The organism is Pseudomonas putida, from assembly GCF_025905425.1.
Lineage (GTDB): Bacteria > Pseudomonadota > Gammaproteobacteria > Pseudomonadales > Pseudomonadaceae > Aquipseudomonas > Aquipseudomonas putida_AF.
This window is the reverse complement of sequence record NZ_CP109603.1, coordinates 5346615-5371813: the sequence shown is the minus strand read 5'-3', so window position 1 is coordinate 5371813 and position 25199 is coordinate 5346615. Positions and strand designations below refer to the sequence as shown.

Annotated in this window: 24 protein-coding genes and 1 pseudogene; 15 read left to right on the top strand and 10 right to left on the bottom strand. The window is 61.5% G+C overall.

The window, feature by feature from the left end; all coding sequences use genetic code 11:
* Positions 1-112: 112 nt before the first annotated feature.
* The 3 genes from OGV19_RS24205 to OGV19_RS24195 all read left to right on the top strand — a co-directional run bounded on the left by OGV19_RS24205 (position 113) and on the right by OGV19_RS24195 (position 3476).
* Entirely contained in the window at positions 113-1105 is a 993-nt protein-coding gene (locus OGV19_RS24205; protein WP_264310980.1) for an AraC family transcriptional regulator, read from the top strand.
* Between the two features lie 224 nt (positions 1106-1329).
* Positions 1330-2373, top strand: coding sequence for a histone deacetylase family protein (locus tag OGV19_RS24200; RefSeq protein WP_264310979.1), 1044 nt, complete (start codon positions 1330-1332; stop codon positions 2371-2373).
* Positions 2373-3476: a polyamine ABC transporter substrate-binding protein gene (locus OGV19_RS24195; RefSeq protein ID WP_264310978.1), complete on the top strand. Its 1104-nt coding sequence runs from the start codon at positions 2373-2375 to the stop codon at positions 3474-3476. The genes OGV19_RS24200 and OGV19_RS24195 overlap by 1 nt, the downstream gene beginning before the upstream one ends.
* 29 nt (positions 3477-3505) lie before the next feature.
* On the opposite strand, the gene OGV19_RS24190 is transcribed toward OGV19_RS24195, so the two are convergent.
* Positions 3506-5035: a MocR-like pyridoxine biosynthesis transcription factor PdxR gene (locus tag OGV19_RS24190; RefSeq protein WP_264310977.1), complete on the bottom strand. Its 1530-nt coding sequence runs from the start codon at positions 5033-5035 to the stop codon at positions 3506-3508.
* Between the two features lie 89 nt (positions 5036-5124).
* Between OGV19_RS24190 and OGV19_RS24185 the strand changes: the two genes are divergently transcribed.
* Genes OGV19_RS24185 through OGV19_RS24175 form a run of 3 tightly spaced genes read left to right on the top strand, consistent with a single transcriptional unit; the run spans position 5125 to position 6892 of the window.
* Positions 5125-5754 (top strand): FMN-binding negative transcriptional regulator, encoded by a 630-nt coding sequence (locus tag OGV19_RS24185; protein ID WP_264310976.1) that lies wholly within the window; start codon positions 5125-5127, stop codon positions 5752-5754.
* 12 nt (positions 5755-5766) lie between these two features.
* Positions 5767-6213 (top strand): GNAT family N-acetyltransferase, encoded by a 447-nt coding sequence (locus OGV19_RS24180; RefSeq protein ID WP_264310975.1) that lies wholly within the window; start codon positions 5767-5769, stop codon positions 6211-6213.
* A gap of 7 nt (positions 6214-6220) precedes the next feature.
* Positions 6221-6892: a GNAT family N-acetyltransferase gene (locus OGV19_RS24175; protein WP_264310974.1), complete on the top strand. Its 672-nt coding sequence runs from the start codon at positions 6221-6223 to the stop codon at positions 6890-6892.
* Here the strand turns inward: OGV19_RS24175 and OGV19_RS24170 are convergent, their stop codons facing one another.
* Positions 6893-7792, bottom strand: coding sequence for a homocysteine S-methyltransferase family protein (locus tag OGV19_RS24170; RefSeq protein WP_264310973.1), 900 nt, complete (start codon positions 7790-7792; stop codon positions 6893-6895). It abuts the gene before it with no gap.
* Positions 7793-7897: 105 nt separating this feature from the next.
* Here OGV19_RS24170 and OGV19_RS24165 point away from each other — a divergent pair, with 105 nt between their 5' ends.
* Together OGV19_RS24165 and OGV19_RS24160 are read left to right on the top strand one after the other, a co-directional pair.
* A complete protein-coding gene (locus OGV19_RS24165) occupies positions 7898-8719 on the top strand; it encodes an ABC transporter substrate-binding protein (protein ID WP_264310972.1) in 822 nt (273 codons plus the stop codon).
* Entirely contained in the window at positions 8716-9537 is an 822-nt protein-coding gene (locus OGV19_RS24160; protein ID WP_264310971.1) for an amino acid ABC transporter permease, read from the top strand. Before OGV19_RS24165 ends, OGV19_RS24160 begins: the two co-directional genes overlap by 4 nt.
* A gap of 8 nt (positions 9538-9545) precedes the next feature.
* On the opposite strand, the gene OGV19_RS24155 is transcribed toward OGV19_RS24160, so the two are convergent.
* From OGV19_RS24155 to OGV19_RS24140, 4 genes and pseudogenes are all read right to left on the bottom strand, one after another.
* On the bottom strand, positions 9546-9824 hold the full coding sequence (locus OGV19_RS24155; RefSeq protein WP_264310970.1) for a helix-turn-helix transcriptional regulator: 279 nt from the start codon (positions 9822-9824) through the stop codon (positions 9546-9548).
* Positions 9821-10108, bottom strand: a pseudogene (locus OGV19_RS24150) (type II toxin-antitoxin system HipA family toxin); the annotation flags it as partial. The pseudogene OGV19_RS24150 and the gene OGV19_RS24155, both read right to left, overlap by 4 nt.
* A gap of 146 nt (positions 10109-10254) precedes the next feature.
* Positions 10255-12063, bottom strand: coding sequence for a sodium-extruding oxaloacetate decarboxylase subunit alpha (gene oadA / locus OGV19_RS24145; protein WP_264310968.1), 1809 nt, complete (start codon positions 12061-12063; stop codon positions 10255-10257).
* An 11-nt stretch (positions 12064-12074) separates the two neighbouring features.
* The gene (locus tag OGV19_RS24140) at positions 12075-13490 is read right to left on the bottom strand and encodes an acetyl-CoA carboxylase biotin carboxylase subunit (protein WP_264310967.1); all 1416 of its coding nucleotides are present in this window, start codon (positions 13488-13490) and stop codon (positions 12075-12077) included.
* A 189-nt stretch (positions 13491-13679) separates the two neighbouring features.
* Between OGV19_RS24140 and OGV19_RS24135 the strand changes: the two genes are divergently transcribed.
* Complete coding sequence (locus OGV19_RS24135; protein WP_319026005.1) at positions 13680-14642, top strand: LysR family transcriptional regulator; 963 nt, start codon at positions 13680-13682, stop codon at positions 14640-14642.
* Here the strand turns inward: OGV19_RS24135 and OGV19_RS24130 are convergent.
* Both OGV19_RS24130 and hexR read right to left on the bottom strand, forming a co-directional pair.
* On the bottom strand, positions 14584-14802 hold the full coding sequence (locus tag OGV19_RS24130; protein WP_264310966.1) for a PA3496 family putative envelope integrity protein: 219 nt from the start codon (positions 14800-14802) through the stop codon (positions 14584-14586). The two genes, OGV19_RS24135 and OGV19_RS24130, sit on opposite strands and share 59 nt — an antisense overlap.
* A 126-nt stretch (positions 14803-14928) precedes the next feature.
* On the bottom strand, positions 14929-15795 hold the full coding sequence (hexR, locus tag OGV19_RS24125) for a transcriptional regulator HexR (RefSeq protein ID WP_264310965.1): 867 nt from the start codon (positions 15793-15795) through the stop codon (positions 14929-14931).
* A 103-nt stretch (positions 15796-15898) separates the two neighbouring features.
* On the opposite strand from hexR, the gene zwf reads away from it, so the two are divergent.
* The 5 genes from zwf (at position 15899) to OGV19_RS24100 (ending at position 21541) form a co-directional block, all read left to right on the top strand.
* A complete protein-coding gene (zwf, locus tag OGV19_RS24120) occupies positions 15899-17341 on the top strand; it encodes a glucose-6-phosphate dehydrogenase (protein ID WP_264310964.1) in 1443 nt (480 codons plus the stop codon).
* A gap of 85 nt (positions 17342-17426) precedes the next feature.
* Positions 17427-17744, top strand: a complete 318-nt coding sequence (locus tag OGV19_RS24115; protein ID WP_264310963.1) for a hypothetical protein — start codon at positions 17427-17429, stop codon at positions 17742-17744.
* Between the two features lie 122 nt (positions 17745-17866).
* Positions 17867-20050 (top strand): DNA helicase II, encoded by a 2184-nt coding sequence (gene uvrD, locus OGV19_RS24110; protein WP_264310962.1) that lies wholly within the window; start codon positions 17867-17869, stop codon positions 20048-20050.
* Positions 20051-20163: 113 nt separating this feature from the next.
* Positions 20164-21018 (top strand): Tim44 domain-containing protein, encoded by an 855-nt coding sequence (locus OGV19_RS24105; RefSeq protein WP_264310961.1) that lies wholly within the window; start codon positions 20164-20166, stop codon positions 21016-21018.
* A gap of 115 nt (positions 21019-21133) precedes the next feature.
* Positions 21134-21541, top strand: coding sequence for an SMI1/KNR4 family protein (locus tag OGV19_RS24100; RefSeq protein ID WP_033702408.1), 408 nt, complete (start codon positions 21134-21136; stop codon positions 21539-21541).
* A gap of 154 nt (positions 21542-21695) precedes the next feature.
* Here the strand turns inward: OGV19_RS24100 and OGV19_RS24095 are convergent, their stop codons facing one another.
* Positions 21696-23456: a cation:proton antiporter gene (locus OGV19_RS24095; protein WP_264310960.1), complete on the bottom strand. Its 1761-nt coding sequence runs from the start codon at positions 23454-23456 to the stop codon at positions 21696-21698.
* 321 nt (positions 23457-23777) lie between these two features.
* Here OGV19_RS24095 and OGV19_RS24090 point away from each other — a divergent pair, with 321 nt between their 5' ends.
* A complete protein-coding gene (locus tag OGV19_RS24090; RefSeq protein WP_264310959.1) occupies positions 23778-24263 on the top strand; it encodes an acyl-CoA thioesterase in 486 nt (161 codons plus the stop codon).
* Here the strand turns inward: OGV19_RS24090 and pdxY are convergent.
* Positions 24260-25132 (bottom strand): pyridoxal kinase PdxY, encoded by an 873-nt coding sequence (gene pdxY / locus OGV19_RS24085; RefSeq protein ID WP_264310958.1) that lies wholly within the window; start codon positions 25130-25132, stop codon positions 24260-24262. The genes OGV19_RS24090 and pdxY overlap by 4 nt on opposite strands.
* Positions 25133-25199 lie beyond the last annotated feature (67 nt).

Here is a 25199-nt window from a genome sequence, read left to right as displayed (position 1 = left end):
GCGCATGCTTCGGGCCTTTTTTTTGCCTGCAAGGTCTGGCGCTGCTGCGTTGCCACAGGCTTGCGGCACACAACTTGCTCCATAATGCATCCCACCCAACGGGATACCGAGCATGCTGCACAGCCACCTCACCACCCTCAACGCGGTTTCGCTGATCCTCAACGTCTTCCAGGCAGAGGGTTGCGAGGCTTCGGCCTTGCTGGCCGGCAGTGGCATCGGCCCGGCGGACCTGGGGCATGCCGACGCACGCATCACCACCCAGCAGGAGCTGCAGGTCTGCGCCAATGCCGTTGCCCGGCGTGAAGACATCGGCCTGGAACTGGGCCAGCGCATGCATGTGTCGTGCTATGGCATGTTGGGTTACGCCCTGCTCTCCAGTGCCACTTTGGGTGACGCCTTGCGCCTTGCGTTGCGCTTTCCGGCACTGCTGGGAACAGTCTTCCAGCTGCGCCTGATCGACGATGGCCAGCGCGTCTGGCTCAGCGCCAGCGATTACCGCGACAGCCCGGCCCTGACGGCCTTCAATGCCGAGTTCTGCCTGGTCTCGCTGAAAGTCATCTGCGACGACCTGCTGGGCCGCCCACTGCCCCTGCTCGGCGCCCGTTTCGAGCATGCCCGGCCTGGTTACCACAGCCTCTATACCGGTGCCTTCCAGTGCCCAATCAGCTTCGCTGCCGAGGACAACGCGTTTGCCTTCGAACGGCGCTGGCTAGACACACCGCTACCGCTGGCCGACCCCATCACCCACAACGCCATGAGCGAGCGCTGCCGCCGCCTTAACCTTGAGTTCACAGGGCGCCAGGCCTGGCTGGGGCGGATCCGCCAGCTGCTGGCTCAACAGCTGGACGCAGCGCCCGGCCTTGAGGGTTTGGCACGGCAGATGAACTGCTCATCGCGGACCTTGCGCCGGCACCTGCAGGCGTTGGGCAGCAGTTATCAACAACTGCTCGATGAGCTGCGTTTCGAGCGGGCCAAGCAGTTGTTGGCCGATGAGCAGATGCCGATTTACCGAATTGCCGAAACCTTGGGGTTCAGCGAAACGGCCAGCTTCCGCCATGCCTTCCAACGCTGGAGTGGTGTGGCGCCCAGCCATTTTCGCGGCTGACCTGGGCCGGCCTCTTCGCGGGCAAGCCCGCTCCCACAGGTACACCACAGTATCCGAGAGTTGTGGAGATCCTGTGGGAGCGGGCTTGCCCGCGAAGAGGCCGGCACATCAAAACCTGGCCAGCGAGCTTGGCCACATCGATCCCCTTTTGGCCGTTTGCGTCGTTCTCCGGTACCAGGTCTACCCTGAAAATGGGCTCACGCCAGTCCAACCGGAGAACAACAATGCTGACGATCTATTCCGATGACCACCGCCTGCACCACGGCCGCTGCGAGCTGATCGACGGCAAGCTGATGCCCTGCTTCGAAATGCCTTCGCGCGCCGACCACGTGCTCGATCAAGTGAACAAACGCCAGCTGGGCGACGTGCAGGGCCCGACCGACTTCGGCCGCGCGCCGCTGCTGCGCATCCACAGCGCCGACTACCTGGACTTCTTTGAAGGCGCCTGGGCGCGCTGGGCCGCTTTGGGCCACGAAGGCGACCTGCTGCCTTTCACCTGGCCAGCCCGCACCCTGCGCCAGGTCAAACCCACCGGCCTGCATGGCGAGCTTGGTTACTACAGCTTCGACGCCGGCGCGCCGATTACCGCCGGTACCTGGCAGGCTGCCTACAGCGCCGCCCAAGTCGCACTCACTGCCCAAGCGGCCATCCAGCAAGGCGCCCATTCAGCTTTCGCCTTGTGCCGCCCACCAGGGCACCATGCCGCAGGCGAAGTGATGGGCGGTTACTGCTACCTGAACAACGCGGCCATCGCCGCCCAGGCCTTCCTTGACCAGGGCCGCCGCAAAGTCGCCATCCTTGACGTCGACTATCACCACGGCAACGGCACCCAAGACATCTTCTACAGCCGCAACGATGTGTTCTTCGCCTCGATTCACGGCGACCCGCAGGCCGAGTTCCCGTTCTTCCTCGGCTATGCCGACGAGACGGGCGAAGGGGCAGGTGAAGGCTGCAACATCAACTATCCGTTGCCAGCCGGCAGTGACTGGGCAGCCTGGAGCGCCGCACTGGAAGACGCCTGCCAGCGAATCGCCGACTACGACGCCGATGTGCTGGTGATCTCACTCGGCGTGGACACCTTCAAGGACGACCCAATCTCCCAGTTCAAGCTGGACAGCCCGGACTACCTGGAAATGGGCAAACGCATCGCCCAGCTCGGCAAGCCGACCCTGTTCGTGATGGAAGGCGGCTACGCTGTGGAAGAAATCGGCATCAACGCGGTCAATGTGCTGGAAGGCTTCCAGCGCGCCCAGCCAGGAGCCCGGTAATGACCCGACTCAAGCGTCTGCTCGCCCCGTTAATCGCTGCCACCCTGTGCACGGGTGCCCTGCAGGCCCAGGCCGCACAAGGTACCTTGCGGGTCTACAACTGGTTCGACTACATCACCCCACAAACCTTGGTCGACTTCCAGAAAGACAGCGGCGTAAAGCTGATCTACGACATTTTCGATACCAACGAGGCACTGGAAGCCAAACTGCTGACCGGCAACTCCGGCTATGACGTGGTGGTGCCGTCCAACGTGTTTCTTGCCAAGCAGATCGAAGCTGGCGTGTTCCAGCCACTGGACCGCAGCAAGCTGCCGAACTGGCAGCATCTGGACCCCGCCCTGATGAAGCTGATCGAGGCCAACGACCCAGGCAACAAGTTTGCCGTGCCCTACATGTACGGTACCGTGCTGATCGGCTTCAACCCCGCCAAGGTCAAGGCTGCACTGGGTGAAAACGCGCCTGTGGACAGCTGGGACCTGATCTTCAAGGAAGAGAACATCGCCAAGCTCAAGCAGTGTGGCGTCGCCCTGCTCGATTCGCCTTCCGAGATTCTGCCGCTGGCCCTGCAATACCTCGGCTTGCCGCCTAACAGCGAGAAGCCGGCCGACTACAAAAAGGCCGAGGACCTGCTGCTGAAGATCCGCCCGCACGTCACGTACTTCCATTCCTCCAAGTACATGGCCGACATCGCCAACGGTGACATCTGCGTGGCAGTGGGCTACAGCGGCAGCTTCTCGCAGGCGGCCAACCGGGCCCGCGATGCGAACAATGGCGTGGTGGTGGACATGCGCCTGCCCAAGGAAGGTGCGCCGATCTGGTTCGACATGCTGGCGATTCCGAAAAACGCCGCCAACCCGGAAGATGCCCACACCTTTATCAACTATCTGCTGCGCCCCGAGGTGATTGCGCCGATCAGCGACTTTGTCGGGTACCCAAACCCGAACAAAGACGCGACCGACAAGGTGAGCCCGGCGATTCGCAATAACCCCAACCTGTATCCGACCGCCGAGGCGATGGCCAAGCTGTATACCCTCAAGCCGTTGCCGCGCGATGCCGAACGGGTAAGGACGCGGGCCTGGACGCGGATCAAGTCCGGCACCTGAGCCAGAAGGGGGCTGCGCTGCAGCCCCGTTCATTTGCGCCAGGCATTGCGCAACCGCAGCAGTGCACTGGCAATGTCCGCCTCTGGCACCGCCGCGAAGCCCAGTACCAGCCCTGCGCGGTTATCCACAGGCACCTCGCTGTCCTCCCACCAGTAACTACTCAGCGGATTCACCTCCACCCCAACCGCTTCGGCCCTGGCGACCAGCGCTTGCTCTCGCGCAAAGTTATCCACATCGACCTTCACATGCAGCCCGGCCGCAACTTCCGGCATGCCGCCCAACCCCGGCACATCCATCGGCCAGCCCGCCTTGAGCACATTGCGTCGGCTCAACGCAGCCCGGCGCATACGCCGGATGTGGCGCTGGAAATGCCCCTGGGCCATGAACTCGGCCATCACGCACTGGCTGCTCACCTCCGAATGCCGCATGGCCAGCGCTCGCCCCTGGCTGAACGCCTGCACCAGACGCGCAGGCAGCACCAGGTAGCCCAGACGTAATGCGGGAAAGGCAATCTTGCCGAACGTGCCGACGTACAGCACCCGCCCCTGCCGATCCAGTGCCGCCAGCGGTGCCAATGGCGCACCGCTGTAGCGGTACTCGCCGTCGTAATCGTCTTCAATGATCCAGCCATCGCTGCGCTCGGCCCAGGCCAGCAATGCCAGGCGCCGTGCCAGGCTCATGGTGACCCCGGTCGGGTACTGGTGAGCCGGCGTCACGTAGGCCAGGCGGCAGTCCGCCAATTGCACGAGCCGCTGGCAGTCCATGCCCTCTTCATCCACCGGCACGCCCACCACCTTACCCCCCGCCACCGCGAAGGTATGCCCGGCAGCCCGGTAACCCGGGTTTTCCACAGCTACGCCATCGCCAGGCTGCAACAGCAACTGTGCACAAAGGCTGATGGCCTGCTGTGCACCACTGGTGATCACAATTTGTTCAGCCGTGCACGAAAGGCCCCGCGAACGACGCAGGTAGGCCGCAATCAGCTCCCGCAGCTGAAGCTCACCTGCGGGGTCACCATAACCCAGCTGTGCAGGGTCCGGGTTACGCCAGAAACCCGCTTGCAGCTTGGCCCACACGTCAAATGGGAACAAATCGAAGGCGGGGATGCCGACCCTGAATGCGCGTGGCGCGCCGCTTCTAGGTGGGGGTAAATGGTTACTTTTCAGACGCTCCAACGGTTCACTGGATCGCTCACAGCTGGATAAATCCTCAGTCTTTTCTGAAGAAAATGTGGATAACCTTGTTGATAACCCCAGGGATAACCCTGTGGATAGTTGTGTGGATAGTTTATTGAGCTGGGTGACATAGGTGCCGTCCCCCACCCGGCTTTCGATGTACCCCTCGGCATACAACTGGTCGTAGGCACGCACCACGCTGTTGCGCGACAACGCGAGTATCGCCGCCAAGTCGCGGCTGGCCGGTAAGCGCGTACCGCTGCTCAGGCGCCCATCCAGTACCCGAGCACGCAGGGCCTTATAAAGCTGCTGGCTGAGCCCGCGCCGGCGGTCAAGCACGATACCCGCAGGGTCGAAGGGCAAATTGAAGGGGCGCTTGTTCACCGTATTGGACCTATCAAATCAGTCATAAATGGATCTTACACCGAACCAATAGCCTGCCTAGGATGGAGCCATTCAACAAGGAACCCGCCATGTACAACAGCAAGCCCCACCAGGAACACGACCTTGAGCGCCTGCACCAGCACATGGCCGATACCCGCCTCGCCGTGCTGATCAGCCACGGTGAACACGGCCTGCTGGCGACCCACCTGCCCGTCCTCATCGACACTCAAGAAGGCGTGTCTGGCACGGTCTATGCGCACCTGGCCCGGGCGAACACTCAGTGGCAAGACCTGCAGCAAGGCGCTGAAGCGCTGCTGGTGTTCCCCGGTGCCGACGCCTATGTCAGCCCAAGCTACTACCCCAGCAAGGCCGAAAACCCCAAGGTGGTCCCCACCTGGAACTACCTGGCAGTGCACGCCTACGGCGCGGTCGAAGTCATCCACGAGGCCGAACCCCTGCTGCAAATCGTCAGCCGCCTGACCGACCGTCACGAGCAGGGCCGCAGTGAGCCCTGGAAAGCCTCCGACGCCCCCCGCGACTACCTTGAAGGCATGCTCCGCGCCATTGTCGGTATTCGCATGCCGATCACACGCCTGCAAGGGGCACGCAAACTCAGCCAGAACCGTTCGGCCGAAGACATCGCTGGGGTGCGTGAAGGCCTGAGCGACAGCACCGACCACCAGGACAACCAACTCGCGGCGCACATGCGCCAACTCTGAAGGAAAAGCCCCATGTCCAGCGTCACTCTGCGCCCCGTCAGCGCCAACGACCATTCAGCCTGGCTAGCCCTGTGGCAGGCTTACTTGCGCTTCTATGAGTCCGAATTGACCGAAGCCGTCAGCACCAGCACCTGGCAGCGCCTGCTGGACGCCAACGAGCCCACCCACTCCGCCCTGGCCTGGGTCGATGGCAAGGCGGTCGGCATGGTCAACTGGATCTATCATCGTTCCAACTGGAGCATCGAGAACGCGTGCTACCTGCAGGACCTCTATGTGGATAACACACAGCGCGGCCTGGGCATCGGTCGCCAACTGATTGAACATGTCTACGCCACCGCCAAGGCAGCCGGCTGCACCAAGGTGCACTGGCTGACCCACGAAACCAACGCCACCGCCATCAGCCTGTACCAGCAGGTTGCCGAGCGGTCGGGCTTCATTCAATTTCGCAAAGGGGTGTAGGCACGCCATGACTGACGCACTGAACTGGAAACCCGCCAAGGCGCCCACGCCAGGCCCTATCGAGGGCCGCTTCATTCGCCTGGAGCCACTCGACCCGGCACGGCATGGCGACAATCTCTGGGAGGTGCTACAGGGTCCGGATTCCGACCCGGTCCTGTGGGATTACCTGCCTTATGGCCCATTCCCCGAACGGGGCGCTTTCGACCGTTGGCTGCAAGGCAATGCCGCCAGCGCGGACCCCTTGTTCTATACCGTCATCGACCGCCCCACCGGCCAGGCTCAGGGCATTCTCAGCCTGATGTCGATCGTGCCCGACCATGGCCGCATCGAGATCGGCCACATCGCCTTCGGCGCCGCCATGCAGCGCACGCCAAAGGGGACCGAGGCGGTGTACTTGCTAGGCAAACTGGGTTTCGAGCTGGGCAATCGCCGCCTGGAATGGAAGTGCAACAACGCCAACGCCCGCTCCAAGCGTGCGGCAGAGCGCTTTGGCTTTGTCTACGAAGGCGTTTTCCGCAAGCACCTGGTGGTCAAGGACCACAACCGGGATACCGCGTGGTATTCGATTACCGATGATGAGTGGCCACAGGTGGCGGCGGGGTTCGAGCGCTGGTTGAGTGCCGACAACCAGCGCCCTGAGGGGCAAGTCAGGGCGCTGGAAGCCTGCCGCAGCGCCTGATCAGGCCAGGTTGGCCCTGAGCTCTGCGATATGCTCCGGGCCGATACCACAGCAACCACCGAGCAGGCTCGCGCCACGTTGCCGCCAGTTGCTGGCCCAGCTCAGGTAGCCCGGTGGGTCGAGGTCTTCGCGCAGCTCATCGAGGCCATCGTTGGCAGTGGCGTCCTTGGGCTGCGGCGGGAAGGCATTGGCATAGGCGCCGATGGCGATCTCCACGCCCAGGCGCTCGAACGTCTCACGCGCCACATCCAACGCCGCGCCGATCACCTCGGGCTGGCTGCAGTTGAACAACAGTGTACTGACACCCAGCCCGGCAATCGCTTCGGCCGCCTCGGCGACCGTTTGCCCGGAACGCAGCCGAGGCACGTCGATGGCACCTTCGTCCTGCAGTGTGAACGATACCCAGAACGGTCTACCGTCCTGCGGCAGTTGCGCGCTAATGGCCTGGACTTCCTCGATCGAGCTTTGGGTTTCTGCCAACCAAAGGTCCACGTAGGGCGACAGGCCGGCAAGCAAGGGTGTCAGCACTTCAGCGACGCGCTGCGGCTGATACAGGTCCGGGCGATAGGAGCCGAACAACGGTGGCAGCGAGCCGGCCACACGAACAGGTACGGCAGCCGCATCGGCTGCGGCACGGGCCAATTGCCCCGCCGTTGCGGCCAATGCGCGTCCTTCTTTGGCGAACCGCTCCTCCCCAATATGGAAAGGCACCACCGCGTAGCTGTTGCTGGTGATGACCTGGGCCCCGGCCTCGATGTAGGCCGCATGGACTGCCAGCACGGCTTCAGGCGCTTCGCTCAATGCCAACGCTGACCATTCGGGCTGCCGAAACGGCGCACCACGACGCTGCAGCTCTCGCCCCATACCGCCATCCAGAATTACCAGCGATTGTTCGCCCATATGACTATCACTTATATGTTTATGAATAAAATTCATTAGTACGTAACTTGTTATAACTATTAAATACCTGACACCGATTGTCCAACAACTTTTTCAGGTACCTCCATGCGCTTGCTTCCCTTGCTCGGCACCGGCCTTATCGCCCTGTGTGCCACCACTCAAGCCTTCGCAGGCGCCACGCTGGACCGAGTACAAGCGCGCAATGAAGTGGTCAACGTGCTGATGGAAAGCTACCCGCCGTTCTCGTTCCTGAACGAGCAGAACCAGCTCGATGGCTTTGACGTGGATGTGGCCAAGGCAGTCGCCGACAAGCTGGGCGTCAAGCTGCGCCTGGAGACGCCGTCCTGGGATGTGATCGCAGCGGGGCGCTGGAGCGGCCGTTACGACCTTTGTGTGTGCTCCATGACGCCGAGCAAGGCGCGCGCCGAGGTGTTTGATTTCCCGGTCGAGTACTATGCCTCGCCTGCGGTGATCGTGGTCAACGCCAAGGATGATCGTATTCACTCAGCCAAAGACCTCGACGGCCTCAAGGTCGGCTTGACCAGCGCATCGAGCTACGAGAGCTACCTGAACAAGAACCTGGTCATCGAAGGCGACGAAGACAAAAAGATCGATTACCCCTTCGAAATGGTGCAAATCGCGCCCTATGACACCGACAACGTCGCCTTCCAGGACCTGGGCCTGGGTGCAGGCGTGCGCCTGGACGCGATCCTGACCAACCTGGTCACCGCCCAACCCCGTCTGGACCAGGACAAACGTTTCAAATTGGCCGGCGCGCCGCTGTATGAAGAACCCAACTCGGTGGCCATCGAAAAAGGCGACCCTGAGTGGGATGCAAAACTGCGCCAGGTATTCGCCGAGCTCAAGGCCGACGGTACATTGGCCAAGCTGTCACAGAAATGGATCGGCGCCGATATCAGTAAATGAGTGCTCATCAACCTGCCCCTCGTCCCGCCGTCAAAACCACGGGCGCCCAGCTGTTCGGTTTCCGCACACGCCTCTACCTGACCTGGGTGGGGCTGTTTGTGCTGTTTGCCGCGTTTTTCCTCAGCTTTGACCTGAAGTTTTCGATCATTGTCGAGAAATTCCCCTACCTGGCTGGGTTCAAGCTGGGGCCGAATGGCTTTTTGCAAGGCGCGGCACTGACCTTGTTCCTGTGCCTGTGCTCAATTGTCGTTTCGGTAGCACTGGGCTTCGCCGCCGCGTTGGCACGCCTGTCGAGCAGCGCGGTGCTGCTGGGCATCGCCAGCTTCTACACGTCGTTTTTCCGTGGTACTCCGCTGCTGATCCAGATCCTGCTGATCTACCTGGGCTTGCCGCAACTGGGCGTGGTCCCTGGGGCCATCAGCGCCGGCATCATCGCCCTGTCGCTGAACTATGGCGCCTACCTCAGCGAAATCTTCCGTGCTGGCATTCTTGGCGTGGCGCCCGGGCAACGCCAGGCGGCGATGGCACTGGGCCTCGGCCCTGCGCAAATCTTCTGGCACGTCACCCTGCCGCAAGCCATGCGCACCATCATCCCGCCAAGCGCCAACCAGTTCATTTCGATGCTCAAGGACTCGTCGCTGATTTCGGTGATGGGCGTGTGGGAAGTGATGTTCCTGGCCCAGTCCTATGGCCGTTCCAGCTACCGCTATCTGGAGATGCTGACGACCGCAGCGGTGATCTACTGGGTACTGTCGATTCTGCTGGAGCTGGTACAGGCCAAGCTGGAGCGGCATTTTGGCAAGGGCTATCAACAGTGAAGCCGGGGTCAGGTGATCTGACGCTGGCGCCTGACCACACCTATCTGAAGACCAAACGGGCGCAGTACGGCATTCATTGACTTGAGGGTAGGGTTCCCCTCGCCCCGCTCGATCTGGATAAGCGTGCGTAAGGATACCTTGCACATGCGAGCAAACTGCGACTGTTGAAGGCCTGCCACGGTCACGCGCAAATGCCGTACTACCGTACCCATATCGCATGTGCCGTCAGCGATCCATTGCTGCACATCATCGATGATTTTGGCTCGTTGTTCGGGGGACAGGCTCATAGTAGGCCCCACGCATTCATCCGCTGCTCAAGCTGTCTTAGCGCGACAGCAGGATGATTCATCACCACCTCCGGCAAGCCTGATTCACGGAGCAGATCTGGAAGCGCCAGCAGCAGCACCGCATCCTGGCGCAATTGTTCGAACGCCTGCTCGGGTCTGATCAGTGGCGACAGGCTCTCACACGCCTTGCGCCAGTCGACTTCTCCAGCACGCTCAATATCGGTTGACCATTTGGTCGTGCGGGTGACACCTTCGGCATCCAACACCATGGGCGCTGCAATATAGTGCATATTCTTCATCTCGAAACTCAAAAAATATGCATTAAATTGCATATTTTCAACGCTTAGCGCTCGGAATATGCAATTTAATGCATAAAAAAGGGGAGCATCCGCTCCCCAGAGGTAAACCGTTTTTTAGATGAAGGTTTCTATCAACCTTCGATCTCGATCAGGATCTCGCCCGGCGTCACGCGATCGCCCTTGGCCACGTGGATGGCCACGACCTTGCCGGCGATATCCGCCTGCACTTCGGTCTCCATCTTCATGGCTTCGGTGATCAGCACGGCCTGGCCGGCTTTGACCATGTCGCCTTCCTTGACCAGCACATCGACGATGTTGCCTGGCATGGTGGTGCTGACATGGCCTGGGTCGGTGGCCTGCTTGCGCTTGCTGCCGCCGCCGCCAACAAACTCGTTGAGCGGTTCGAACACCACTTCTTCTGGCATGCCGTCGATCGACAGGTAGAAGTGGCGCTTGCCCTCAGCCTTCACGCCCACACCGGTGATGTCGACGCGGTAGGTTTCGCCGTGCACGTCGATGACGAACTCGGTCGGCACACCTTCGCCGCCAGGTGCGGCAATCGCGCCGGCTTCCGGGATCGGCAACAGGGCTTCCGGGGTCAGGGTGCCGGCTTCGCGCTCTTCGAGGAACTTGCGCCCGATGTCCGGGAACATGGCGAAGGTCAGCACGTCTTCTTCGCAACGAGCCAGGGCGCCGATGTCGTTACGCAGCTTGGTCATTTCTGGCTTGAGCAGGTCGGCCGGGCGCACGTCGATCACTTCTTCGCTGCCGATGGCCTGACGGCGCAGCTGTTCGTTGACCACACCCGGGGCCTTGCCGTAACCGCCTTGCAGGTACAGCTTCACCTCGTTGGTGATGGTCTTGTAACGTTCGCCTGCCAGCACGTTGAAGAACGCCTGGGTACCGACGATCTGCGAGGTCGGGGTCACCAGCGGCGGGAAGCCGAGGTCTTCACGCACACGTGGGATTTCCGCCAGCACTTCGCTCATGCGGTTGAGGGCGCCCTGCTCCTTGAGCTGGTTGGCCAAGTTGGAAATCATGCCGCCGGGTACCTGGTTGACCTGTACCCGGGTATCCACTGCGGTGAATTCGCTTTCGAACTGGTGGTACTTCTTGCGCACGGCATAGAAGTACAGGCCGATTTCCTGCAGCAGCTCCAGGTCCAGGCCGGTGTCGAACTCGCTGCCCTTGAGGGCCGCGACCATCGACTCGGTGCCTGGGTGGCTGGTGCCCCAGGCGAAGCTGGAGATCGCGGTGTCGATGTGATCGGCGCCGTTTTCCACAGCCTTGAGCTGGCACATGGCGGCCAGGCCGGCGGTGTCGTGGGAGTGGATGAACACCGGCAGCGACTGCTCGGCCTTCAGTGCCTTGACCAGCTCGCCGGTGGCATATGGGGTCAGCAGGCCGGCCATGTCCTTGATCGCCACCGAGTCGCAACCCATGGCTTCCATCTGCTTGGCCTGGTTCACGAAGGCTTCGATGGTGTGCACAGGGCTGGTGGTGTAGGCGATAGTGCCCTGAGCGTGCTTGCCGGCGGCCTTGACCGCTTCAATGGCCACGCGCAGGTTACGCACATCGTTCATGGCGTCGAAGATGCGGAACACGTCAATGCCGTTGACGGCGGCCTTGGCGACAAAGGCTTTGACCACGTCATCGCTGTAATGGCGGTAGCCCAGCAGGTTCTGCCCACGCAGCAGCATTTGCAGGCGCGTGTTGGGCAGCGCGGCGCGCAGTTTGCGCAGGCGCTCCCACGGGTCTTCCTTGAGGAAGCGCACACAGGCATCAAAGGTTGCACCGCCCCAGACTTCCAGCGACCAGTAGCCGACTTTGTCGAGCTTGTCGCAGATCGGCAGCATGTCTTCGGTACGCATGCGGGTGGCCAGCAGGGACTGGTGAGCGTCGCGCAGGATCGTGTCGGTTACGTGGATTTTCTTGGACATTATAAGTTTCCTCACAGGCCTGCGTGGGCGGCGATGGCGGCGGCGATGGCCAGGGCCAGCTCTTCGGGTTTGCGCTTGATCGAGTAGTTGGTCAGTTCTGGGTGGCTTTCGACGAAGCTGGTGTTGAACTGGCCGCTACGGAATTCCGGGTTGCGCAGGATTTCCTGGTAATACGCGGCGGTGGTCTTCACCCCCTGCACGCGCATGTCGTCCAGGGCCCGCAGGCCGCGGTCCATGGCTTCTTCCCAGGTCAATGCCCAGACCACCAGTTTCAGGCACATGGAGTCGTAGTACGGCGGAATGGTGTAGCCGGTGTAGATCGCCGTGTCGGTGCGCACGCCTGGGCCGCCGGGTGCGTAGTAACGGGTGATCTTGCCGAAGCTGGGCAGGAAGTTGTTTTTCGGGTCTTCGGCGTTGATCCGAAACTGCAGCGCGTAACCGCGGTGCTGGATGTCTTCCTGCTTGACCGACAGCGGCAGGCCCGAAGCGATGCGGATCTGCTCACGAACGATGTCGATACCGGTGATTTCTTCGGTGATGGTGTGTTCTACCTGCACCCGGGTGTTCATTTCCATGAAGTACACCTCGCCATCGGCGAGCAGGAACTCCACGGTACCGGCGTTCTCGTAATCCACAGCCTTGGCTGCACGCACCGCGAGGTCGCCGATGTAGGCGCGCTGCTCGGGGGTCAGCTGAGGGCTCGGGGCGATTTCGATGAGCTTCTGGTTGCGGCGCTGGATCGAGCAATCGCGCTCGAACAGGTGCACCACGTTGCCGAAGCTGTCACCGAGGATCTGCGCCTCGATGTGCTTGGGGTTGACGATGCACTTTTCCAGAAACACTTCTGCCGAGCCGAAGGCCTTGGTGGCCTCGGAGATCACGCGGGGGAAATTCTGTTCCAGTTCTTCACGGCTGTTGCAACGGCGAATGCCGCGGCCGCCACCGCCGGAGGTCGCCTTGAGCATGACCGGATAACCGATGCGGTCACCTTCACTCAGGGCTTCATGGATATCGGCAACGTTGCCTTCGGTGCCCGGCGTCACCGGGACGCCGGCCTTGATCATGGTGCGGCGTGCTTCGGTCTTGTCGCCCATGCGACGAATGACTTCGGCAGCCGGGCCGATGAACTTGATCCCGCGCTCGGCGCAGATCTCTGCCAGTTCAGCGTTTTCCGACAAGAAACCGTAACCCGGGTGCAGGGCATCACAACCGGTTTCGACAGCGAGGTTCACCAGCTTGCGCGGGTTCAGGTACCCGGCCAGCGGCTCGGCACCGATGCTGTGGGCCTCGTCAGCGCGCTTTACGTGCAGCGCATGACGGTCGGCGTCGGAATAGATCGCTACCGAGCGAATGCCCATCTCGGCGCAGGCACGCACGATCCGAACTGCGATTTCACCTCGGTTGGCGATCAGGATTTTTTTTATCACTGGAGTCTTCCCAAAGCCGTAGGAACAGTCGAGCCGGTTCTACCGGTCGGCGCGTGACCAGACGTTGCTGGCCAGTCGCACATTCACCCTAGCGCTGTAGGACGATAAACAAAAATCAATATTTGTTAGGGGCAGTATTAGCAAAAGCTTATAGTGCCGTAACAAGGTTTTGCCGGAGCCTGGATAAAAATGCGTAAGTCCTTGATGCGTATGACATTGCGCCAATTGCAGATCTTCAACGAGGTGTGCGATTTGCGCTCGTACAGCCGTGCGGCCGAGGAAATGGCGCTTACGCAACCCGCCGTTAGTCTACAGATCCGTCAGCTCGAAGAACTGATCGGCCAGCCATTGTTCGAGTACGTCGGCAAGAAGCTCTACCTGACCGAAGCGGCCGAAGCGCTGCAACGCGCCAGCCGCGATATCTTCGGTCGGCTGGAAAGCCTCGACATGCAGCTGTCGGACCTGCAGGGTTCACTGCAAGGGCAGCTGAAGCTGGCGATCGAATCCAGTGCCAAGTACTTCGTGCCACACCTGTTCGCCGCCTTCAAACAGCGACACCCGGAGGTCAACCTGACGCTCACGGTGGTCAACCGCGCCCAGGCGATCCGGCGCCTTTCGGACAACCGTGACGACCTGATCATCATGTCCATGGTGCCGCAGGACATGGGCCTGGAGTTTCTGCCGTTTCTGAACAACCCGATCGTCGCCGTGGCCCCGCCGGACCACCCACTGTGCAAGCTGGAGCACCTGCGCCTGCAGGACCTTGAGCCTCATACCCTGCTGGTCCGCGAACAAGGCTCGGGCACACGCAAGGCGTGCGAGGAGTACTTCAAGGACAAACGCGTGCACTTCACCCAGACCCTTGAGGTGGCCTCGGCCGATGCCCAGCGCGAGTGCGTGATCGCGGGCCTGGGCATCGCCCTGCTGACCCGCCATGCCTTGAACATGGAGCTGGCCACGGGCGTGCTGAAAGAGTTGCCGGTGGAGGAACTGCCGCTGTACCGCAGCTGGTGTGTGGTACAGGCCAAGGCCAAGCGGCAGTCACCGGTGGCCCTGGCATTTTTAGCGTTCATCCGCAGCGAACGTGTGCTTATCAGCGCAATTGTGGAGCGTTTTTCGGGGAAGTCGCTGCCGAGGCCTGCCACACCGTGAGTTCTTGTAGCTCAGGGTAGTCAACCAAATCACGGAGCAATTGGCGCTGGTCGCAGTAGCTTTCGATAGCGCGGCGGTACTCCATCCGGCGCTGATCCTTTTCCTGCTGCTTGCGAGCCTTGGCGTTGGGTTGGTACGTACCGTCGAAGTCACGAGCCATTGCCTGTCTCCCAGTTAGGATGCGGGAGTTTCAGACTGGCTTCGAGGGTTTACGGTTTTGCGTTGGGGCGGTTACAAAATCATGAATTTTGGCCGCTTGGAGCCGCCCAATCGCCGACAGGACGCTTCAGTCGTCGGTAGCCTTGATCGATTTCGGCGACAAACGCAGGCTACGCAAGCTGCGTTTCACGCTCTTGAGGTGGTTGACCAGGCTCGGCCCACGCGCCATGGCAACGCCCATGGCCAGCACATCGATCACCACCAGGTGCGCGATACGGGAGGTCAGCGGGGTATAGATCTCGGTATCTTCATGCACATCGATCGCCAGGTTGACGGTCGAAAGCTCCGCCAACGGGGTGGCGCTCGGGCACAGGGTGATGAGGTTGGCACCACTCTCACGCACCAGGTTGGCGGTGATCAGCAGGTCTTTGGAACGGCCCGATTGGGAAATACAGACCGCAACATCGCCCGGCTTCAACGTGACCGCCGACATGGCTTGCATGTGCGGGTCGGAATAAGCCGCCGCGCTGAGCAACAGCCGGAAGAACTTGTGCTGGGCATCGGCAGCCACTGCGCCGGACGCGCCAAAGCCATAGAACTCCACGCGCTGCGCCTGGGCCATCGCGCTCACCGCCTGCTGCAGCGCGTGAGGATCGAGGTGCTCGCGCACTTCCATCAGCGTGTGCAACGTGGTGTCGAAGATCTTCAGGCTGTAATCGGCTACCGAATCGTCTTCATGGATCGCGAACTGGCCAAAACTGGCCCCGGCGGCCAGGCTCTGTGCCAGTTTCAGCTTGAGGTCCTGGAAGCCTGAACAGCCGATCGCCCGGCAAAAACGCACGATGGTCGGTTCACTGATACCCACGTTGTGCGCCAGGTCCGCCATCGAGCTGTGCATGACGGCAGCCGGGTCTAGCAGCACGTGGTCGGCCACTTTCAGTTCCGATTTGCGCAGCAGGTGGCGCGATTGGGCGATATGTTGCAACAGATTCACGGGCTGGACTCGGTTATGATCGGCTTGCCGGGATGTAGCTTTCTTGTAGTTATACTACATGGGCGCCAACCCGCCCAGTTAAACGAACGTGGAGCGTGGTGGTTTGACTATTCCTTGCGACATTCTGGTCTTCGGTGGCACCGGCGATCTGGCCCTGCACAAATTGCTTCCGGCGCTCTACCACCTGTTTCGCGAGGGTCGTCTGAACAACGCCGTGCGGATCATTGCCCTGGCGCGGCGCAACCTGCCACGTAACGACTACCTGAAGCTTGCCGAGCGCCACTGTCGGGCGCAGATCGCGCGTAACGACTTCGACGAAGAGGTCTGGCAGCGGTTCTCCGCCCGGCTCGACTACTTCGCCATGGACGCCGCGCAGAGTGCCGATTTCGGCCGCCTGGCGCGCTACCTGGGCGAGCCCGGTGGGCTGACCCGGGTCTTCTACCTGGCCACCGCCCCCAACCTGTTCGTGCCCATCGCCAACCACCTGCGCATCGCAGGCCTGGCCGACCCCGAAGCCCGCATCGTGCTGGAAAAGCCCATCGGCCATTCACTGGCATCCGCCACCGCCATCAACGAGGCAATTGGTGCGGTGTTCGAGGAAGCCCAGGTGTTCCGTATCGACCACTACCTGGGCAAGGAGACCGTGCAGAACCTGATGGCCCTGCGCTTCGCCAACGCCCTGCTGGAGCCGGTATGGCGCAACAGCCAGGTCGACCACGTGCAGATCAGCGTCTGCGAAACCCTGGGTGTAGAGAACCGCGGTGGCTACTATGACCGCGCCGGCGCGACCCGCGACATGTTGCAGAACCACCTGCTGCAGCTGCTGTGCCTGGTGGCCATGGAGCCGCCGGCGCAGTTCGAGGCCGAAGCCGTGCGGGACGAGAAAGTGAAGATTCTGCGTGCCCTCAAGCCCATTGCCGGCCAGGACGTGCAGGACAAGACCGTGCGCGGCCAGTATGGCGCCGGACGCATCGGTGGTCAGGAAGTGCCGGCGTACTACTTCGAAAAAGACGTGGACAACGACAGCGACACCGAGACCTTCGTCGCCGTGCAGGCCCAGATCGACAATTGGCGCTGGGCCGGCGTGCCCTTTTACCTGCGCACCGGCAAACGCATGGCGCGACGCTCGTCGCAGATCGTCATCCAGTTCAAGCCGGTGCCCCACGAGCTGTTCAACGGCGGCCAGGTCAACCAGTTGCTGATCCAGTTGCAGCCTGAAGAACGCATCAGCCTGCGCATGATGACCAAAAGCCCAGGCAAGGGCATGCGCCTGGAGCCGGTCGACCTGGACTTGAACCTGGCTCAGGTATTCGGCCAGGCCCGCCGCTGGGAAGCCTATGAGCGCCTGCTGCTGGACGTGCTGGAGGGCGACTCGACGCTGTTCATGCGCCGCGATGAGGTCGAAGCGGCCTGGGCCTGGATCGACCCGATCATCAAGGGCTGGGAAGAGCACTTCCAGGCGCCGCGCCCCTACGCTGCCGGCAGCAACGGGCCGGAGCAGGCCAACAGCCTGCTGGCTCACCAAGGCAGGCATTGGCACAGTTGAACCGTTTCTAGCTGCGATGTTTTTCGTTGGCGCATGACCCTGTGCGTACGCGGCACTTCGTCGCGCTACTTCGGAGAACAGAAACATGACCCTCGAAACCCAAGGCTGGGTTGCACAAATGGACCACATGCCTGGCGCTACCGCTTTTCGCGTATCCGGCAAGGTCAGGGTTGGCCACCCCGGTATCCAACCGACCCTGAGCCTGCGCAAGATGCAAGACAAGTCCTTCGCGCTGGCACTTGAATTGACGCTCGAAACCGGCGAAGGCATCTTCCCCCAAGTGGTCACGCAAAAGCCTGTGAGCTTCAGGATGCCAGGCGACCATAGCAACATCCCAAAGGTGGACATCTTTCATGATGGCGCCTTGATCACTAGCATTACCGAGATCATGGTGACGCATTGAGCATCAGGCCTGCCCGTAAGGCAGGCCATCGCTCGGGCACTCGGATGAACGGTGGGCGTGCAGGGTGAACATTTATACAGTAGACGTTTGCCCCATCCCTTGCCTCGCCCTAGAATGGCCCGATGCGCACAGACGACCTCTCCCTCCTGCTGAACTCTCTCAATGACGCCCAACGCCAGGCCGTAGCCGCCTCGCGCGGGCGCCAACTGGTGCTTGCCGGCGCCGGTTCCGGTAAAACCCGCGTGCTGGTGCACCGCATCGCCTGGCTGATCCAGGTCGAGCAGGCATCGCCGCACTCGATCTTGTCGGTGACCTTCACCAACAAGGCCGCCGCAGAAATGCGCCAGCGGATCGAGCAGCTGCTGGAGATAAACCCGGCGGGCATGTGGGTGGGCACGTTCCACGGCCTGGCCCACCGCCTGCTGCGCGCGCACTGGCAGGAAGCCCGGCTGGTGCAGAACTTCCAGATTCTCGACAGCGACGACCAGCAGCGCCTGATCAAGCGGGTGATGCGCGAGCTCGGCCTGGATGAGCAGAAGTGGCCGGCACGCCAGGCACAATGGTTCATCAACGGCCAGAAAGACGAAGGCTTGCGCCCTCAGCATATCCAGGCCGGGGGTGACCTGTTCCTGGCGACCATGCGCGACGTCTATACCGCTTACGAACAGGCCTGTGAGCGCGCCGGGGTCATCGACTTCTCCGAACTGCTGCTGCGCGCCCTCGACCTGTGGCGCGATCACCCTGGCCTGCTGGAGCATTACCAGCGGCGCTTCCGCCACGTGCTGGTGGACGAGTTCCAGGACACCAACGCCGTGCAGTACGCCTGGTTGCGCCTGCTCGCACGCGGCGGCGACAGCCTGATGGCGGTGGGTGATGACGACCAGTCGATCTACGGCTGGCGCGGCGCCAAGATCGAGAACATCCACCAGTACACAGCCGACTTCCCCGACGCCGAGATGATCCGCCTGGAGCAGAACTACCGCTCCACCGGTGGCATCCTCAAGGCGGCCAACGCCCTTATCGCCAACAACAGCGGGCGCCTGGGCAAAGAATTGTGGACCGACATGGGCGAAGGCGAGCCCCTGACCCTGTACGCGGCCTACAACGAACACGATGAAGCGCGCTACGTGGTGGAAACCATCGAGAGCCTGATCAAGCAAGGCAATGCGCGCAACGAAATCGCCATCCTGTACCGCTCCAACGCCCAATCGCGGGTACTGGAAGAGGCCCTGCTGCGCGAACGCATTCCGTACCGCATCTATGGCGGCCAGCGCTTCTTCGAACGTGCCGAAATCAAGAACGCCATGGCTTACCTGCGCCTGCTCGAAGGCCGTGGCAACGATGCGGCGCTGGAGCGGGTAATCAATGTACCGCCGCGCGGTATCGGCGAAAAAACCGTCGAAGCCATTCGCGATCACGCCCGCCACAGCCAGCTGTCGATGTGGGAAGCCATGTGCCAGCTGCTCGCCGCCAAAGCCCTCAAGGGCCGTGCCGCCAGCGCGCTGGGTGCCTTCATCGAACTGATTGAGGGCTTGGCCGCCAAGGTTGTGGACATGCCGCTGCATACCATGACCCAGACCACCATCGAGCAGTCCGGCCTGATCATTTATCACCAGGAAGAAAAGGGTGAAAAGGGCCAGGCACGGGTGGAAAACCTTGAGGAACTGGTCAGCGCAGCGCGCAACTTCGAGGCCAGCGACGAAGACGCCGAACTCTCGCCGCTCTCGGCCTTCCTTGGCCACGCCTCGCTTGAGGCGGGCGACACCCAGGCCGACGAGCATGAAGACAGCATTCAGCTGATGACCTTGCACAGCGCCAAAGGCCTGGAGTTCCCCTATGTGTTCCTGGTGGGCATGGAAGAAGGGCTGTTCCCGCACAAGATGAGCCTGGAAGAGCCTGGCCGCCTTGAAGAGGAACGTCGCCTGGCTTACGTGGGCATTACCCGTGCCATGCGCCAGCTGGTCATGACCTATGCCGAGACACGTCGCCTGTATGGCAGCGAAACCTACAATAAAGTGTCACGTTTCGTACGCGAGATTCCGGCAGGCCTGGTTCAGGAAGTGCGCTTGTCCAACAGCGTCAGCCGCCCGTTCGGCGGGGCGAAGGCCACCACCAGCAACCTGTTCGCCAATGCCAATATTCCGCAGACCGCCTTCAACCTCGGCCAGCGGGTGCAGCATGCGGTGTTCGGCGAGGGGGTGATCCTCAACTTCGAGGGCTCTGGTGCCCAGGCACGGGTGCAGGTGAACTTTGCCGAAGGCAGCAAGTGGCTGATGCTGGGGTATGCCAAGCTCGAAGCCCTATAGGCATAGGCTTGTAACATTCAGGCAAAAGCTCGAAACATTATGTCGCTGGTCATGTGCCCGGGAACCTGTGCACCATGGCGCGCGTGCAATCCACAACAGGGGATATCCCACTTATGCAACGTTTTCTTAGCATCGCACTGGCGCTCTGCGTCGGCTTGACGCTGAGCCTGGACGCCAGCGCCAAGCGTTTCGGCGGCGGCAAGAGCTCGGGCTCCGCGCCTATTCACCAGACCCGCCAGGCCACGCCAGCCACGCCTGCCGCCGCGCCAACCGCGCCTGGCCGCGCGCCGGCCGCCGCCAGCGGTGCTTCGCGCTGGCTGGGCCCACTGGCCGGCCTCGCCGCCGGTGGCCTGCTGGCCTCCATGTTCATGGGTGATGGCTTCCAGGGCATGCAGATCATGGACTTCCTGATCATGGGCCTGATCGCGTTCCTGGTGTTCCGCTTCATCGCCGCGCGTCGCCGCCAACAGCAGCCGCAAATGGCCGCACCTGGCCACGCGCCGTTCCAGCGCGAAGCTCACGGCCAGCCTGCCCAGCCGTCGGTATTCGGTGGCTCGGCCGCGCCTGCCGCCGCTGCCGCTCCGGTGATCAACGCACCGGCCTGGTTCAACGAGAAGAGCTTCCTGGCCGCCGCGCAAAGCCACTTCCAGTCGCTGCAGCAGCACTGGGATGCCAACGAGATGGACAAGATCGCCGAGTTCGTCACGCCGCAAATGCTCGAGTTCCTCAAGCGCGAGCGCGCCGAGTTGGGTGATGGCTTCCAGGCCACCTACATCGACAACCTCGAAGTGCAGCTGGACGGCGTCGATGATCGCGCCGACCGCACCGACGCCACCCTGACCTTCCGTGGCGTGTCGAAGACTTCGCGCTTCGACCAGGGCGAAGTGTTCAGCGAAAGCTGGCACATGGTTCGCGCCCAGGGCGAGAATCAGCCTTGGCTGGTCGCCGGTATCCGTCAAAACGGTTAACCAACACGCGCTGCACAAAAAACCCCGGGCTCTGTCCCGGGGTTTTTGCTTTTGCCACAGTGCCCTACTAGGGTATAACGCGCAGCGTTGTCATCAAGGTCAGAGGAAGTGAACCGTGGAAGAAGTGATCGAACAACTCCGTGAAGCCAATGAGCCGGTACCGGTACCCTTGGAGCTTCCCGATGAAGATCAGCTGGTAGAAGTCGAAGAACAGCTGTTCATCAACATTCCCTTCGTGTTCAAGGAGTTCCTGCTGACCGTCAGTGATGTGGTCTACGGCTCCCTGGAACCTGTCACGATCACCGACCCGCAATCGCATACCTACCTGCCGGACGTAGCATCCAATGCCTGGGATGCCGGCGTGCCACGCGACCTCATCCCGATTTGCCAGGACGGTGATAATTATTACTGCGTCGAGGAAGACGGCACGGTAGTGCTGTGGGATGCCGAAGATGAAATCGTCGGTGAAGACAGCTGGGAATCGGTATGGCACTGGGCGCGGGACGTCTGGCTGGAAAGCTGATCGTTCCTACAAAGCTGCAAAATATCGACAGGTAAAATAATGGCTCAAAGCCATTAATGCGATTAAAATCGCCAGGCTTTCTGCGCCTGGCGACATCGCTACCGCTCCATCCCCTCGGACGACGGTGAAATCTTGCGCAGAAGGCATTACCTCCTCAGTGCGTGTTCTCGCGGCTGTTCTCCAACGTCTCCAGCAAGGCAATCTGCATGCGTGTATGCACGCGGATGAACCATCGCCACAGCACAGCCACCACCACCGCCGCCACCACTGCAATCACCAATAGCAACTCACTGGTGGGCAGGATGCTCGCCGACAGCGCCGACAGCAGCAGGAAGATCACCAGCAGCGACAGCAGTGGGATCACCTCGGCAATCACTCGGCGCACACGCTGGGTGTGACGCCCCGCCATTTCAGGCTTCACGCCCATTTCCGCCAGCAGCATCGACAGCGCCTTGAGCTTGCGATACGCCGCAATCAGGAACGGCAGTGACAGCAGCAGTGCCGCCCCCCAGATCACAGCCTTCTGCTGGCTGACATCGGTGACCCACTCACTGAGCCAGTTGCCAATGCGCCCAGCGAAGTAACCACCGCTGAAGAAGATGGCGATCACCAGCGCCAGATTCACGCCAACCTGCAACAGGATGCGCCGGATCATTGCCGCCAGCATGGCCCCCTCACCCTGCGGCTGGATGTTGCGCAGCCACTCGCCATACAGCGACAGCACACGCGCCAGACGGCTTGGCACCACATTGCCCAGCTTCAACGACAGGGGGGCGGCCGCGCGGATCAGATAAGGCGTCAGCAGTGTGGTGATTGCCGAAACAGCCACAGCCACCGGATAGAGGAAATCACTGGTGACCTGCAGGGTCATGCCCAGCGCGGCGATGATGAACGAGAACTCGCCGATCTGGGAAAGCCCCATGCCGACACGCAGCGAAGTGCGGCCATCATTGCCCGCGATAAACGCCCCCATGCCACAGGACAGCATCTTGCCCAGCACCACGGCCAAGGTGATGACCACGATCGGCCAGGCGTAGTCGATCAGTACCTGAGGGTCGATCATCAGGCCGATGGCGACAAAGAAAATGGCGCTGAACAGGTCGCGTACGGGCTCGATCAGTTGCTCGATCTTCAGCAACTGGCGCGACTCGGCCATGATCGCGCCAATCAGGAAGGCGCCCAGGACCATGCTGTATTCCAGCTTCACCACCAGCAGGCAGAACCCGAAACACAGGCCCAGCACGGTGATCAGCAACATCTCGTTGCTCTCGAATTTGGCCACATAGGCCAACAGCCGCGGCACCAGCAAGATGCCAATGACCAGCGCGACGATCATGAACAGCGACAGCTTGCCGACCGTGGAAAACACTTCGCCAGAGCTGACCGTGCCGCTGACAGCGATGCCGGACAGCAAGGCAATGATGCCGATACCGAGAATATCCTCGACGATCAGTACGCCGAAAATCAGCTGGGCAAAGCGCTCGTTCTTCATCTTCAGGTCGTTGAGCGCCTTGACGATGATGGTGGTCGAGGAGATCGCCAGGATGGCGCCGAGGAACAGCGAATCCATGGTGTTCCAACCGAACCAGCGACCGATCTCGAAACCGATCCAGATCATCAGCACGATTTCCAGGAACGCCGCGATGAACGCTGTGGCGCCGACCTTGAACAGCTTGCGCAAGCTGAACTCAAGCCCCAGGCAGAACATCAGGAATATCACCCCCAGCTCAGCCAGGGTCTTGATGGTGTCTTCATCGTGGATCAGGCCAAACGGCGGGGTGTGCGGGCCAATGATGAAGCCGGCGACGATGTAGCCCAACACGACGGGCTGCTTGAGGCGGTGGAAGAGAATCGTGACCACCCCGGCAACCAGCATGATCACTGCCAGGTCCTGGATGAAGCTGATGGCATGCATGGCGCGATACTCCTTTTCTCGATGCCCGGGCAGACCGCTCCTCTGCCAAGGCAAACCGAGCGAGCAGCAAGTACATACTGTATTGAATGCAGGAAAGCCCATGTTGCATGGGCGTACTCAGGTTAACATCGCACCCCGCCGCGTAACGTCGGTGCAATATGTAGAAACAGATCGGCAGGTTAACCGCTGCCGATGGCGTGATCAGCGTGACGATGGAGCGTCAGCCAACGTCCCGTACCAGGAAGGCAAACTCAAAAAGGGGAAACAGAAGTGTCTGCAGATACCCGCCCCGATTCAGCGCAACCTCACCGTGAGCACACTATGGAACCTGGAAACGCCCAGCTGAGCATGACCGTCCTGATGACCCCGGACATGGCCAACTTCTCCGGCAACGTGCATGGCGGCACCCTGCTCAAATACCTGGATGAAGTCGCCTATGCGTGCGCAAGCCGTTACGCCGGCAGTTACGTGGTGACCCTGTCGGTCGACCAGGTAATCTTCCGCGAACCCGTGCACGTCGGCGAACTGGTGACATTCCTCGCATCGGTCAACTACACCGGCAACACCTCGATGGAGGTGGGCATCAAGGTGGTGACGGAGAACATCCGGGAGCGTTCCGTGCGTCACTCCAACAGCTGTTTCTTCACCATGGTGGCGGTCGATGACAACCGCCGCCCGGTGGCGGTGCCGCCGCGCCAGCCGCACAGCAGCGAGGAGAAGCGCCGGTTCCTGCAGGGCCAGCAACGCAGGCAAATTCGCCAAGAGCTGGAAAAGCGCTACCAGGACCTGAAAACCGACGCCATTTAAAACGCCAGGCGCTGCGCCTCGAAGCGCACGCGCGGGTGGGCAATGCGATCCTGGGCCCGTACCAGCTGCAATTCGTAGCTGGCGCTGGCCTGTGTTTCGAGCAGCACTTCATGCACCGCCGCGGCGGTAAACTCGAACGCCTGCAGCCAGTTGTCCCCAAGCAGTACGCGGGCCAGGAACAGGCCCGACGTCAGGTCGCCCACCCCCACCGGTTGACGCGGAAACGCCAGCAGTGGGCGGCGCAGGTGCCAGCTTTGTTCAGCGCTCACCAGCAGCATCTCGAACTGGTCATCGGCACGCCCGGGGTAGGCCAGGTGCTTGACCAACACTACCTGCGGCCCGCGTTCGAGCAAGCTACGCGCCATCTGCACGCAATCTTCCAGCGACTGCGCGCGGCGGCCGCAGAAGCTGTCCAGCTCCAACTGATTAGGGCAGAGGATGTCAGCCCTGGCAGCCGCTTCGTCGAGCAGAAACTCGCTGACCTCCTGCGGCACGATGCAGCCTTTCTCCGGATGGCCCATGACCGGATCGCACAGGTACAACGCCTTGGGGTTTACCGCCTTGATGCGTTCGACCCCAGCCAGAATCGCCCGCCCTTGTTCAGCACTGCCCAGGTAGCCAGACAGCACCGCATCGCAGTGGCCCAACTCGCCGATGTTGGAAATGCCTTCCACCAACGCAGGAATTTGCGCTGGAGCAAGCACTTCGCCTGCCCACTGGCCATACTGAGTGTGATTGGAGAACTGCACGGTATTGAGCGGCCAGACATTGACCCCAATACGCTGCATGGGAAACACCGCGGCGCTGTTTCCGGCGTGGCCGAACACCACATGTGACTGGATGGCGAGCAGGTGCGGGGTACGTTTCATGCGGGAGATTTCCAAAGCTGTTTCAAGGATTGTGCGCAGCGCAGTATGAACTCGATTGCCACCTGTA